General features: G+C 56.8%; 21 protein-coding genes. 8 read left to right on the forward strand and 13 right to left on the reverse strand.

What is annotated here, in order from left to right:
• Positions 1 to 83 precede the first annotated feature (83 nt).
• From K3F44_RS09860 to K3F44_RS09915, 12 genes are all read right to left on the reverse strand, one after another.
• Entirely contained in the window at positions 84 to 770 is a 687-nt protein-coding gene (locus K3F44_RS09860) for a hypothetical protein (RefSeq protein WP_220633932.1), read from the reverse strand.
• On the reverse strand, positions 767 to 916 hold the full coding sequence (locus tag K3F44_RS09865; RefSeq protein WP_220633933.1) for a hypothetical protein: 150 nt from the start codon (positions 914 to 916) through the stop codon (positions 767 to 769). Before K3F44_RS09865 ends, K3F44_RS09860 begins: the two co-directional genes overlap by 4 nt.
• The gene (locus K3F44_RS09870) at positions 913 to 1,512 is read right to left on the reverse strand and encodes a recombination protein NinG (protein WP_220633934.1); all 600 of its coding nucleotides are present in this window, start codon (positions 1,510 to 1,512) and stop codon (positions 913 to 915) included. Before K3F44_RS09870 ends, K3F44_RS09865 begins: the two co-directional genes overlap by 4 nt.
• Entirely contained in the window at positions 1,503 to 1,817 is a 315-nt protein-coding gene (locus K3F44_RS09875) for a hypothetical protein (protein ID WP_220633935.1), read from the reverse strand. The genes K3F44_RS09870 and K3F44_RS09875 overlap by 10 nt, the downstream gene beginning before the upstream one ends.
• Positions 1,814 to 2,284 carry a hypothetical protein gene (locus tag K3F44_RS09880; RefSeq protein ID WP_220633936.1) on the reverse strand — a complete coding sequence of 157 codons (471 nt, stop codon included), beginning with the start codon at positions 2,282 to 2,284 and terminating at the stop codon, positions 1,814 to 1,816. The genes K3F44_RS09875 and K3F44_RS09880 overlap by 4 nt, the downstream gene beginning before the upstream one ends.
• Positions 2,281 to 2,436, reverse strand: coding sequence for a hypothetical protein (locus K3F44_RS09885; RefSeq protein WP_014859807.1), 156 nt, complete (start codon positions 2,434 to 2,436; stop codon positions 2,281 to 2,283). The genes K3F44_RS09880 and K3F44_RS09885 overlap by 4 nt, the downstream gene beginning before the upstream one ends.
• A complete protein-coding gene (locus tag K3F44_RS09890) occupies positions 2,436 to 3,161 on the reverse strand; it encodes a replication protein P (RefSeq protein ID WP_220633937.1) in 726 nt (241 codons plus the stop codon). The genes K3F44_RS09885 and K3F44_RS09890 overlap by 1 nt, the downstream gene beginning before the upstream one ends.
• Positions 3,158 to 3,919 carry a DnaT-like ssDNA-binding domain-containing protein gene (locus tag K3F44_RS09895; RefSeq protein WP_220633938.1) on the reverse strand — a complete coding sequence of 254 codons (762 nt, stop codon included), beginning with the start codon at positions 3,917 to 3,919 and terminating at the stop codon, positions 3,158 to 3,160. The genes K3F44_RS09890 and K3F44_RS09895 overlap by 4 nt, the downstream gene beginning before the upstream one ends.
• Entirely contained in the window at positions 3,919 to 4,647 is a 729-nt protein-coding gene (locus K3F44_RS09900; RefSeq protein WP_409077669.1) for a Rha family transcriptional regulator, read from the reverse strand. The genes K3F44_RS09895 and K3F44_RS09900 overlap by 1 nt, the downstream gene beginning before the upstream one ends.
• Before the next feature lie 167 nt (positions 4,648 to 4,814).
• Positions 4,815 to 4,994, reverse strand: coding sequence for a CopG family transcriptional regulator (locus K3F44_RS09905; RefSeq protein WP_220633940.1), 180 nt, complete (start codon positions 4,992 to 4,994; stop codon positions 4,815 to 4,817).
• Positions 4,995 to 5,012: 18 nt separating this feature from the next.
• On the reverse strand, positions 5,013 to 5,201 hold the full coding sequence (locus tag K3F44_RS09910; RefSeq protein ID WP_084966458.1) for a hypothetical protein: 189 nt from the start codon (positions 5,199 to 5,201) through the stop codon (positions 5,013 to 5,015).
• A gap of 32 nt (positions 5,202 to 5,233) precedes the next feature.
• Positions 5,234 to 5,470: a hypothetical protein gene (locus tag K3F44_RS09915; RefSeq protein WP_220633941.1), complete on the reverse strand. Its 237-nt coding sequence runs from the start codon at positions 5,468 to 5,470 to the stop codon at positions 5,234 to 5,236.
• A 113-nt stretch (positions 5,471 to 5,583) separates the two neighbouring features.
• Here K3F44_RS09915 and K3F44_RS09920 point away from each other — a divergent pair, with 113 nt between their 5' ends.
• From K3F44_RS09920 to K3F44_RS09930, 3 genes are all read left to right on the forward strand, one after another.
• Positions 5,584 to 6,423 carry a S24 family peptidase gene (locus tag K3F44_RS09920; RefSeq protein ID WP_220633942.1) on the forward strand — a complete coding sequence of 280 codons (840 nt, stop codon included), beginning with the start codon at positions 5,584 to 5,586 and terminating at the stop codon, positions 6,421 to 6,423.
• A gap of 146 nt (positions 6,424 to 6,569) precedes the next feature.
• Complete coding sequence (locus K3F44_RS09925; RefSeq protein ID WP_220633943.1) at positions 6,570 to 8,282, forward strand: AAA family ATPase; 1,713 nt, start codon at positions 6,570 to 6,572, stop codon at positions 8,280 to 8,282.
• A 34-nt stretch (positions 8,283 to 8,316) separates the two neighbouring features.
• Positions 8,317 to 9,195 (forward strand): DNA adenine methylase, encoded by an 879-nt coding sequence (locus tag K3F44_RS09930; protein ID WP_220633944.1) that lies wholly within the window; start codon positions 8,317 to 8,319, stop codon positions 9,193 to 9,195.
• Positions 9,196 to 9,245: 50 nt separating this feature from the next.
• Here K3F44_RS09930 and K3F44_RS09935 read toward each other — a convergent pair whose 3' ends face one another.
• Positions 9,246 to 9,572 (reverse strand): DUF1654 domain-containing protein, encoded by a 327-nt coding sequence (locus K3F44_RS09935; protein ID WP_220633945.1) that lies wholly within the window; start codon positions 9,570 to 9,572, stop codon positions 9,246 to 9,248.
• A 565-nt stretch (positions 9,573 to 10,137) separates the two neighbouring features.
• Here K3F44_RS09935 and K3F44_RS09940 point away from each other — a divergent pair.
• The 5 genes from K3F44_RS09940 (at position 10,138) to K3F44_RS09960 (ending at position 11,969) form a co-directional block, all read left to right on the forward strand.
• Positions 10,138 to 10,377, forward strand: a complete 240-nt coding sequence (locus K3F44_RS09940; protein ID WP_220633946.1) for a hypothetical protein — start codon at positions 10,138 to 10,140, stop codon at positions 10,375 to 10,377.
• A 116-nt stretch (positions 10,378 to 10,493) separates the two neighbouring features.
• A complete protein-coding gene (locus K3F44_RS09945) occupies positions 10,494 to 10,649 on the forward strand; it encodes a hypothetical protein (protein WP_220633947.1) in 156 nt (51 codons plus the stop codon).
• Positions 10,646 to 10,897: a hypothetical protein gene (locus K3F44_RS09950; RefSeq protein WP_220633948.1), complete on the forward strand. Its 252-nt coding sequence runs from the start codon at positions 10,646 to 10,648 to the stop codon at positions 10,895 to 10,897. The genes K3F44_RS09945 and K3F44_RS09950 overlap by 4 nt, the downstream gene beginning before the upstream one ends.
• A 539-nt stretch (positions 10,898 to 11,436) precedes the next feature.
• Positions 11,437 to 11,712: a hypothetical protein gene (locus K3F44_RS09955; RefSeq protein ID WP_150568872.1), complete on the forward strand. Its 276-nt coding sequence runs from the start codon at positions 11,437 to 11,439 to the stop codon at positions 11,710 to 11,712.
• Positions 11,709 to 11,969 carry a DUF551 domain-containing protein gene (locus K3F44_RS09960; RefSeq protein WP_220633949.1) on the forward strand — a complete coding sequence of 87 codons (261 nt, stop codon included), beginning with the start codon at positions 11,709 to 11,711 and terminating at the stop codon, positions 11,967 to 11,969. The genes K3F44_RS09955 and K3F44_RS09960 overlap by 4 nt, the downstream gene beginning before the upstream one ends.
• Position 11,970 lies beyond the last annotated feature (1 nt).

The following is an 11,970-nucleotide window of genomic DNA, read 5'->3' on the forward strand; positions in this document are numbered from 1 at the left end:
GCTTTTTGGGCCGGGCTTGTATTTGTTCGCCTAAGGCGAAATTGTGACGATGGCGAAATAGTGCCAGATCACTCCTCAAACGGTCAAGCTGCTATTTCACGCTCATCGCTATCGCGCTCACGAAGCCTTTCCACCACCCGAGCAACTGGCTTGAGAGCTTGCTTGTCGAGCTTGTCGACGTGGTTGCAGAGGGCGTCCCACACATCCTGCCAATCTCTTGCCCAGTTCTGCGGGTTCATCTTCTCGCCGGTGCGGTCCTCGACGAACATGCATACAGCACCAGGACCCATCGCCTCGCCGTCGTGGACGAGGATCTTGTGCGATTGGAGGGCAGCCATAGCCATCCAGTAGGCTCGCTGCTTCTTGCGGTCTGTGAGCGCTTCCAGGCCGCTTCCAAGCCATACCAGACCATGAGAGATACTCAGGTCGTTTCCGCTGGCCACTGGTGAGTACAGGAAGTGCCCAAGGTGACGCAGCGACTTCGGCAAGGAGTCGATTGCTTGAATCACCAGGCCGGCAGTTAGCATGTGCGCGCAGCGGTCGTTGGTGAGGCGTCGACCCGGGCGGGTCTCCTGCACTCCCTCCTTGCGGACCTCGTAAATCTTGCACACCTCCTGCCCGTCATGGTCCTCCAGCATGACCATGATCTTCACATCGCCAGAGCCACCCTTCTTGCCCAGAGCAGCTTGCTCGGCGGCTACAGCCAGGGCGGATGCGCGGTTCTCGTGCAGTGCGTCGTGCCAAACTTGGCGAGCGCTGATTACTTTCATGGCTTTTCCCCCTGGATTCGATTGTTTTTCTTGAGCAGAAATTCTTCGTAGCTGAGCTTGCGGCGGACCGCGCCGGCCCATGACAGCGCCAGGCCGCTCACCACCATGAGTACGGCCAAAATCAGAAAACCCCATGCTGGTGTCATGCTGCCCCCTTGAGCGCTTTGAGCTTGGCCCGGTACCGGGCTGCGATTTCTTTCAGGTCGTCGATGGTGTACTTGCGGACAGATTGGTCCTGCTCTAGGGCCTCAACTTCGGCCAGGCCAATGCGGCGGATGAGGCCAATGCGGTAGTCCGTGGCGTTGCCAGACAGGTAGCGGTTGTCCTGCTTGCTCTGGGCGTGCACGTTGCGCTCGTCGAACCTCAGGTGCGGTGCCGCGCCGACGCTGCGGTAATGGCCTGCATCTACCGCGTTGCCGCTCCAGTCCAGCGGGCGACCGCTCGAGATGCAGACGTGCCCGGCCAGCTGGTCGCGCATGCGGATGAAAGCGTTGAACGCCTGCTGCGCCTCCCGAAGGTAGTCACCGCGGCTCTTGAGCTTCTCCTTCCGCACCTTGAGCTCTCGGCGCTCGCGCTGGGCTATGGCCTTGCGGGCGACCTTCTGATTTGCCGGCTCCTTGGCGATGGCCAGGCCGCACGCCATGCCGCAAACCTTCTGCCCCATTCGCGTCGGCGTGAACTTCACACCGCACGCAGGGTTGCCGCAGGCCTTCTGCCGGCGCTGCTTGATGGCTACAGGCATGGCTCGGCCTCCTTGGCTTTCTGATGCTCGGGGGCGAAGTCGTCGCGCAGGGGCATCAGATGGCGCTCGACGGCAAGAACCCACCCGATAGCCCCGCACCACGACGCCAAGCCATCACCAATGACAAGCCATGCTGGAGCGCCCGTGGTGTTTTGAAGGCGGCATCCATCACTGGGGTCAACCCAATTGCTGATGAAGCCATTGGGAAGGTGCTCGACCAGTTCGCACACCTGGCCGATGTTGCTCGTTACGTTGAAGGCGCCGACGATCAACGCCAGGTCGCCCGGCTTGAATTGATGGCTCATGCCGCCTCCTCCCCAAGCAGGTCAGCGAAGTGCACGCCGCGGGCGGCAAACTCCTCGACGATCCGGTCCGTGTACTGGCAGCCCTGAGCGCGGTTGAACAGGCGGGTAACCGGAAACCCATCCGGCCCGAACATGGCGCACGGCCCCATCCAGCGCAGCTTGATCTCATACGGCAGGTTGAGCAGCGCCATGTTGTAGCCGTCGCGGAACTCCTCGCAGGAGGCGCGCATGATGGGCACCCCGTGGTGAAGCTTGCAGTAGCGGCGCACCTCTTCCACATCGCCCATCTCGGTGCTTTTGGCGATCCGCTCGTACATGGCGAACCACAGCGCGTTCTGGTCCAGGGTGCGGTCCTTGCCCGGGCGCATGCTGACCACGACGAACTTCTTGTCGCGGAACAGGCGGGTCAGCATGGTGATGGCCTCGGACAACTTGGCCTGGCTGTTGACGCTGATCTTCTCGGTCATGGCCTGGCCCTCCCGATGGTGCAGTTGTAGGTCGTGTTGCCGATGTAGAAGCCACCGATGCGGTCGCAGTCGTTCTTGATGCTCTCGTGGGCGCCGACCCATCCGCCGAGCGCGCACAGCGCGAAGACGAAGGCCAGCCACAGGGAATTCATCACACCCCCTCCCCGGCCGACTGCCCGGCGCGCTTGATGTTCAACTTGGCCATCAGCTGCGCACGGCAGGCTGCGGCGGTGGTTGGGATCTGTTGGATCTCCAGCAGGCGGGCCTGGCGCTGCTTTGCGTGCTCGTCTGCGAGCTCCAGCAGGCTTTTCTGGCTGTCGTGGCCGATGCCGGTGGCAATCCTCCCATCGAGCGGTTCGCCCTCCTGAGCGCGGCGCAGGACGATCTGGTAGGCACGATCAAAGCGAGCCTGCAGGCCCTTGTCATTCTGCTGGGCTGCACGCAGGTCGAACAGGCCGGTGGCCACGGCGGCGATCTTCACGCCCTCGTGGCTGTACATGCCCATCAGGGCCTCGATCCAGGCGTCGGCCGGCGCCGGCATGCCGAAGTCCTCAGGCGTCGGCTGGCACATCGCGATGAACTCGCCCACGCTTGGCGCGAAGGGCTTCTTGAGCTTGCGGCACTTCTCGATGCCGAACTCGATCTGCTCGAGCGTGCGGATGCCCTCGGAGGCGAACTCCTTGATCCACTCCTCCTTGGCAGCGGCCAGGGCCTCGGTGGATGGCCATGCTTGGCGCCAGGCCGGAAAGATGCCGCGCAGGCGGCGGAACAGGTCGTTCACCACCTCGGCAGTCTCCAGCGAGACGACCACGGGGCCGCCGTGCAGCTCGGGCGGACGGTTGTTCATGGCTGCCATCATTTGGTTGGCTGATTTCATGGGCGCACCACCAGGTTGTTAGCCCACTCAGTGCTGTCGAAATCAGGCTCACTGCTCTGGCGCGCCGGGAACTGCTTCACGTTCGAGGCGGCAGCGCGGTTGCGGTCGCTCAGCACCCACTTGACCAGCATCTGCACCCACTCGGCCTGGGTGTTCACCTGACCGCGCGGCTCGTAGTGGGCAGTGAATGCGCGGCGCACCTCTTCGGTGAACAGGTCGAGCGCTACGCCTGAGTGCACCGCATATGTCTTGAGGAGCTTCGGGCCCGGCTGCCAGTCGAGGGTCATCTCGCTGGGCATTCGAGGGTCGACAGCGCCCCGCGCAGAGAGAGGGTTTTGATCTTCTCTTCTCTTCTCTTCTCTGGTCCGCGTTTTGTCCGCACCGCTTGCGGACGGATTGCGGACAGGATCGGACTTTCGAGAGACCCTTTTACGCTCGCTATCGTTAGCGCGGCGCTTTGCGCTGGCCCCGTTGTGCTCGTCAAAGCGAGGCATTACAAGGCTTCCGTCGTCATCGATGGCCGCCCATTCAACATCAATCATGGCCTGAGTGAAGCCGGGCCAGCCGATCACAGCGTCCATGGCATCTGCCGTGTAACCATGCAGTACGCCATCAGCAGAATGGGTGTCAAAGATGCTCCAGGCTACATGCAGTCCGCCGATCACCCGCAGTCTGTCCGCACGCAATGCGGACACAATGCGGAAAACTTTCGGATGGGTCTGAAGATCTACGCGCATTTTGATCCAGTCTCCGGCCATTACTTGGCTCCCACGCCGACCAGGTCGACGAGCTCTTCGAAACGATCGATGTACCAGTGCGGCTGCGTTTCTCGCGGGCACTGTGGGCTGGTGATGTTCTTGCCAAAGCGCAGGCCCTTATCAGTCACGGACCAGAAGCACACAGGCTCGCGCTTGCTGTTCTGGCGGGTTCTGGCATGGAGAATGCCCAGGCCGGCCAGTGCGCGATTGAAGGCAGGCGCGGACGTGTTCACGCCATGGCGCTTGAGCAGCGCTGTCACAGCCATAGTCGGCATTGAGCTGCCGCCTGTGGCATCCGGTGGAGAGTCGATGGCGTAGCTCGGCAGGAACTGCGGGTCCAGCCCGTTGTTCTCGGCGATTTTGGTCAGCATCGCCAATTGGCTCGATGGAGCCGGCTTCAGCAGGCGCGTGAAGCACTCCATGATGGCGATCTCTCCAATCACCTTCGTACCGCTGGCTGTCACGGCCTGGCGCGCTTCTGACTGACCTTCCAGCTCCCTCCAGCGGCGAATCACCTTCATGCGCAGTGCCGGGCTGTACCCGGTCAGGAGGCAATCGGTGTGTTCACGGTCGAGCAGATACTGCGACTGCTCACGGTTTCTGCCGTCGAGATAGATGTCCTCAAAACTGAGGGGATCGACCTTCAGGTCTTTGAGCATCGCAACGATGTCACGCTTGACGTTGTCATGGCGCTTGCCTGTCAAGCTGGCAATCTCCTTGGATGACATCGTGCGCGCCACGAAACTGTTGGCTGCATTTTGTGGCGCGGGCCTCTGGAGGCTCTGTACATCTGGTGGCTGTATATGCATAATCGACTCCAGTCATATGCAGTTGAAAAGGCCGGGCCGCGAACCCGGCTTTTTTGTGCCCGCAATTCGGGCTCATCAGGGCCTTATCAGGGCCTGACGTGGAACGGCTTCACATTGCCTCTCGGATTGCGAGGCTTCGTTCGGCTTGCCAGCTCTTTCCGGATCAGCTCTGCCGCGAGTTCTTCAGGGCTGACGCCCCGCCTCTTGGCTTCCTGCTCAAGCTGATTCGTCAATTCCTGGTCCAAGCCGATCTGTTCGATAGGCATCGGGCCTCCTGCGGGCCTTCAGGCCACGTTCTGATCGCCGGTATTCTCCGAAGACAGGGCGGCCAGCTGAGCCTCCAGCAGTTCCCGGCAAAGCACGGCTCGCTGAGTGCGATGAAACTTCGCCAGCGCCTGGATCAACTCAAATGTGTCCTCATCGACCCGGACCTTGATCTCACGGTCATGCAGGTGCTTGGGGTTGGCGTACATGCTTGGGTGGCTCCTTGCGGCTATGAAATAAGTTACGCAGCGCCCTTCAGCGCTTTGCGTGCAAAAGGAATGAGGTCAGGGCGCAGGCCGGCGATGGTGATCTCGCCACCAGAGGCGTCTTGCAGGCGTTCAGCTAGATCAACGGATGCCTTTCGATGACCACCTGCGAGCTGCCAGAGATGGCCGACTGTGGTCTTCGCTTCAGCAGCTACATCCCGCCGGCGATCGTTGGAGGCGGTGGCCAACCATTCACGGAGGTGATCATTCATGTGGGTTCTCCTTACACATATAGCGAAATTTAGCTCATGGCTAATGCTTGAGCAAGGAAAATTTAGCTTTGCGCACATTTAGCACTGGGCTAAAGGCTGGCATTCTTCGCGCCATGGATATCTATGAAATTCGCAAGCACAACTTGGTCAAGCTAATTGGCAACCAGAGGAAAGGGCTCTGCGCGGAGCGCTGGGGGATGGCGCCTGCGCATCTGAGCCAGATCCTTTCGGACAAGACGGCCAAGAACCTGGGCGACGACGTAGCGCGCCGGATTGAGGAAGTGGAGGATTTGCCGCGAGGCTGGTTCGACTCGATCCCCGCGAGCGAAGAAGCTCTGCCTCACGCTGAGTCCGTGGACAGCAAATGGTCAGCAGCGGACCTGGTTAAACAGATGCTCGCGAAAAGCGGGAAAGGCATTCCAGAGGAGACACGGCAGCGGTTGCTGGCTGCCGCCGAGGCACCAGTCGATGGTGAGCCTGGCGACCAAGGCTTGGTGAAAGCTGATTTGAATCGACCTGGTTTGGTGGGCGATGAGGTGTGGATCGCTCATTACGACGTGCGCGGCGCGATGGGCGGCGGCGAGGTGACGCATGATTTCCCGGAGATGCTCCAGGACGTCCGCGTCAGCCCAAAGCACTTGCGCGAACTGGGCGTCGAGTTCAAAGAGCACTACCACCTGAAGCTGGTCACCGGCTGGGGCCAGTCGATGGCGCCCACGATCAAGAGTCGCGACCCGCTGATCGTTGACGTGAGCATTCGCGAATTCGTAGGTGACGGGATCTACTACTTCTCCTGGGGCGGCCACGAGTACATCAAGCGCCTGCAGATCGCAGACGAGGATTACTTCGAGATGATCTCGGACAATCCGCAGCACAAGGACAGGATGATCAGGCGTGAAGAGACGTACATCCAGGCCCGGGTGCTACTCGTGTGGAATGCACATCTTGTATAGACGGACACACAGTGATGCGCGACAGGCACCCTCCAATGCTGGCGATGAGGCTAACAGTGGGCTCCTATAAGCTAATCACTTGCAGTAAGTCTCAGACCGCTAACTATATGAGCCATCTTTAGAATTCTCTAACGGATCTAATGCTTATGCCCGCCAAAAAACCCGCAGCCGAACCTGTCAATCAAATACCGCTTCCAACCGGAAAGTCCAAGAAAGACCTCGGACTAAACGACAACAAAAATATTCCAATATACTCAATTGCAGGAATTGACATCGACCTATTTCGATCAATTTCTAAGCAGCAAATCAAGCTAGGATCGAACATTACAGTTTTATCTGGCCGAAATGGCACTATGAAAACTTCGCTTATGGGCCTAATCGCTCATCCATTCACCAGCGAGGCAAGCGATGCTTTCGAAAAGCCGCTTAAAACTATGCTCAGCGAGGTTTTTAAACTATCTCCAACCCATGACACGGCAGATTATAACTACAACCTTATTCTGGAGTCCGGCAACGGCGAATACATCCGGGAACCCGTTAGAATATACTGGGTGGGGGATAAAACAAATCGCCATCGAGTCGTTGTTTCAGGCTCAGAAAAGGGCGATGGAAACCTGACGTACAACACTTCCTTTTTGAACCTCAAGAGACTGTACCCGCTCGTCGATGCAAACGCAAAACTAGATACAAACAATGTGTATGCCTTGAGTGCGCAAGAAGCCAAAGAACTCAAAGATTTCTATGAAACAATATTCCCTAGCTCTCAATACTCAAGCTTTACTGGTGTTTACAAAGCAAAATATAAAACGACATTTGCGCCTAGCGGGTCGGATGTCAAATATGACTGGCATTCTATATCATCCGGTGAAGACAACCTTGGGGCAATTTTCAATCGGCTTTTAGGTTTCCAACGGGCGTTTCAAAAAGGGCAGAAGACCGGAAATGGCATCCTTTGCATCGACGAATTCGAGAGCAGCCTCCATCCTGTCGCTCAGATCAGGCTGTTTAACTATCTTTACAGCTGGTCATCCCGATATAAAGTCCAAGTTGTCTTATCTACTCACTCCCTAGGGCTCATATCAGATATTTACTCGAAGCACGCCAACAACATGGCAGCGAACCGCGTATCTGTCAATTTCATCAGTAAATCCCTGGCAAGCAAGGGGAATATTCCAATACTGCACAACCCTCCGTACCATCTCGCATACAAAGAGCTAACCCTTGAAGATCCGCAGCAAGCAGCCGAAGCACGGAGAATTAAGATTTTTTGTGAGGATGAGATAGCTGTTCACTTTGCTAAAAAGCTTATATCTTCCCAAAGAATTCTCAAGGCAGTCGATTTCCACTCAACTCTGGACCCTCAGAATCCGACGCCTGGAATGTCTTACACGGAACTTAAGCCTCTAGTTTCCACGTGCGCACGCTTTCCGGTGTTGCTTGATGGATGCCTGGTCTTGCTGGATGCTGACGTGCCCAATGCTTTTACATCAAAAATTAGAAACAAGGATCTTTTCTTAGTCTTGCCAGATGACGACAATATCGCGCTTGAGCGTCGAATCATCGCTTGGATTATAAACATGGACAATGGTGATCCATTTTTCATCAAATTTGGCGAGCGCGATAAATTTCTTGACAGCTTCAAACAGTCAGGCTTGGAATCATTAACAATTTCCGATATAATGGACGAGAAAGTGGTTTCGATCTCCAAATGTAAAGCCTGGGCAGTTAGCGACATTTCTAAATTTAAACAATATATAACTCATTACTGCTCTAAACTTTCAAAAAAAGACGAATTTGTCAATTCCTTTCTAACTGCAGTTAATCGACTAAACTCACAGCTTGGAATTCCAGAAATTTAAGCTTCCAAACGAATGTGCGAATGGGGATCAATGGATGTATTCAAATAAGCTTTATTCCCCACTCCGCTATCCAGGCGGCAAGGCGCGTTTTGCGCCATTTATCGCTGAGGTCATGCGCACCAATGGTTTAGAGGGCGGCCACTATCTGGAGCCTTTTGCTGGAGGAGCGGGCGTAGCTCTTGAGCTTCTATTCGACGGGCATGCTACGCACGTGCATATAAATGATCTGGATCCAGCTGTGCATGCTTTCTGGTACGCAGCAACCAATGATCCAGAAGGACTGCTACGCCTGCTGCACAATACGCAGATCACGATGGAAGAGTGGTACCGTCTCCGCCAAGTGATGGCGGATCAAGATCCAAATTTATCGATAACTGAGAGGGGCTTCGCTACCCTGTTCGTCAATAGAACCAATCGCTCAGGTATCCTCAAGGGAGGGGTCATCGGAGGCAAAGCCCAAACTGGAGCCTATAAGCTAGACGCTCGCTTCAACAAGGACATGATCGCCGCTAGGCTTGATCGTATTGCCCAGCACGCGCTCAACATTACTGTGCACCAAGAAGATGCGTTCAGTCTGCTCAGCAGAGCATCGGAGCTGCTTCCAGATCGATCATTGATCTACTTGGATCCCCCTTACTATGTAAAGGGGCGAGATCTGTATAGAAACTTCTATAAGCATGATGACCATCTTGAAATTGCTCAGCTGCTCCAATCGCCAGGCTTCATAAGGCAATGGGTGGTTTCATACGACAGCGCACCTGAAATCTGCAAGATGTACAGTGGTTCAGAAGCGCTGAAGTACGGCCTCCATTATACGGCCCAAGCTCGGTATGTCGGCGATGAGGTGATGTTCTTCAAAGACGGCCTCAAGGTTCCTGATGCAAAAATCCCTAAGGCTTCGGCCAAAGGCTGAATCTTAGAAACTCAGCGAAACGTCCGCATCGGCGGGCTTTTTTATGCCCGTCAGAAAGGCGCTGCCTCCTTCTCTGCTTCCTCCTCTCTGTCTCGCCCAGCGAAGAAGTCATCCCGCTCCTCGTTTGCCTGAAGCTCCCACCTAACCGTCACGCTCCCGTCGTCGTTGAACGTCAGATCCAGCTCTGGCGTCTCCGCGAGCAGACCCATTACCTCCTCCCACTCAGCCTCCCCGTCCATATCCAAGCGATGGATCGTCACCCAGCGCTGCGTCTGCGCGAGCGGGTGGTTGATCATCGATGATACCCGCAGGCTCAGCCGCTCTACTCCGGAAATTTCCTCGTGCTGCTGTGGTGCCGCCTTCTTGTGTTTGGACATAGCTACATTCCCCATAGCTGTATATTCGTACAGTAATTTCGGAAGCATAGCTCAGTGCTAAATCCGAGGTAAAGACCCGCAAGGCGAATTCTTCGCCTGGCTACGACTTGTCGCCCAGCGAAATTTATTTAGCTCTGAGCTATTGACGAGGCTTTAGCTATTGGCTAAATTTTACCTCAAGCAGCGCCTCATCCGGCCCTGCAGAGGCCCTCAAGCCTCACCGCTCTTTAGCACTGATGGGAACCTCGCGGATCGATCCCGGCAACGGTACAGCGCGAGCAATAAATTCGATCCCCATGCCAGCTCTGGAACTGGCGAACAGACCGCATTGCCTCTACCGGCGACCGGCGATCAGACAGCCCCGGAAGGCTGCCCACGACAGGGACAACCCTGTACGGCTGACGAAGGTGAAACGCCTAAACCGAGAGAACGACCCGGGCATGCAATGCGCCCCGCCACCCCGGCGGTAATGGGACATAACGATTCACTGATGCCGTTTCTACGAGGCGGCATTGGGAATCGAGCATGCAATACTGCGCACATCGAAAACAGATAGGAGGTAAACGTGGAAGCCAGCGAATTCATGGAGCGCCTGATCAATACGGCTGGCGAGTTTGGCCAGTGGCAGATTGTGCGGATTGTTGAAGAGCATCGCGGCACTGAGGTCGTACCAGGCTTCTGCTGGAACGAGGTGCGCAACTCAGACGATGATCCAGGCCTCAAGGCAGGCTGGCTTTATTTCGCCATGGGTGATGGCAGGTACGTTTTTGTCAGTTACCTGGATATCCCCAGCAGCAGGCGATAAAGCTCAGCGTTGAATACACAGCCCGATTTCTTCGGGCTTTTTTGTGCCTGCGATTTCACTCGCAGCCATTACCACGAGTGGCTGCTGGGAAATCAACCGCCCTGGAGGGCAAGACGATGCCTAAGTACGAAGTTCAGATACAAGATTACTCGGGCGAGTGGGTAGGCTACGGGCGCTATGAGTTCTTAGGCAACGCGGTGTTTTACGCAGGGCAGCATAGTGGCGCGCAAGTGGTCGAGCTGGCTACCGGCAAGGTTGTCGGCCAACCATGAACACGCATCCTCAACTCGAAATCATGTACAGCGCCGCGTGCCGCAAGGTCGAGAAAGGCAGAGCCAAGTCAGCACAAGAGTCTTTCACGATCAAGACAGGACCTATATCAGACGCACGGATAGAGCTCATGGTCCGCCCAACGGCAAACGGCCTGCGCGGGACCTGGTCGCTCAACTACGCCCGCATCACTAAAGCTGACGCCGTGAAGCTTATGCGCGACCACGATCGTTTCTCAGCATCAGCCTGACGTTAACTGCCCGATGCCCTGCTCCCCATCGCAGGGTGCATCGGAGTGTGAACTGAATCCTGCCGCCAAGCAGCACAGCTTCTATCCAGCGAGATCGGGAGGAACGAACACCGGTCGATGCAGGGATTGGCTCCTGCCAGTTCACACCCCGATGTAGCCAGAACGCACTGAGCTGATCAGTGAGGTCGCCCCGCCATAGGCGGCCTGTTCTCCAACCCTAATTCCGGCGAGTATCAGCAACGGGAAGCGCTCGATGTTGCAAGCTTCGAGTGAGGCATCCGCTGTTGGTAGCAGGGGCTCTCAATCACCAGCCTGCAGTGAGCCAAAAGCAGGCCCGATGCTCCCTTGGCGGGGTTCATCGGAAAGCGCATGGAACCGTCCGGATCAAATGTCGTTACCGGCCATGCGCTTCCCGATACACCCCGCATCCCCTTCCATTCACATACGACCGCATCGGCAGGCGCCAGGCCACCTTTCACGGTGGGTTTGGTCACCCGCGCCTGGCTCCTGGCCAATGCGGTTCTACTGAGGTTCACACGATGAGCAATAAGGACACTTTTGCTTTCCCTACGCCGGCGAGCGAATACGGCGGTCACGGAACCGCATTCGGTATGACCCTGCGCGACTACTTCGCGGCTCACACCGCCGAAGTTTCCGATGAGATCGGCATCCAATATGCCGAGAAAATAGTCGGCCGGAAGATGCCGGATTTTGCTGCTTTGCCTTTGGACAATGCAGCTTTTTGGGCGGAATACCGGGCCATCATGCGCTACATCGAGGCCGACGCCATGCTCGCCGCCCGGGTGAAGCCATGAGCGGCTGGATCAAGTGCTCGGACGGCAGGCCCGCCGACGGCCAAGTGGTGGTCGTGTGGCGAAAGTGGCCGAACTGGAACTGCTTCGCTGCCGAGCTGGACTGCTGGCAGGCCGATTCGAGCGATACCGAAGGCGGCACCTGGTACGAGGCCGAGGAATCCTGCCAGCACATCGAAAACTGCGCTGACGGCCCTGGCGAAGTCGCCCGGCCTATCACCACTCACTGGCACCCTCTGCCAGCTGATCCCACCGAGTAAC

Origin of the sequence: Pseudomonas sp. S07E 245 (genome assembly GCF_019599025.1) — a bacterium.
GTDB classification, from domain to species: domain Bacteria; phylum Pseudomonadota; class Gammaproteobacteria; order Pseudomonadales; family Pseudomonadaceae; genus Aquipseudomonas; species Aquipseudomonas shirazensis.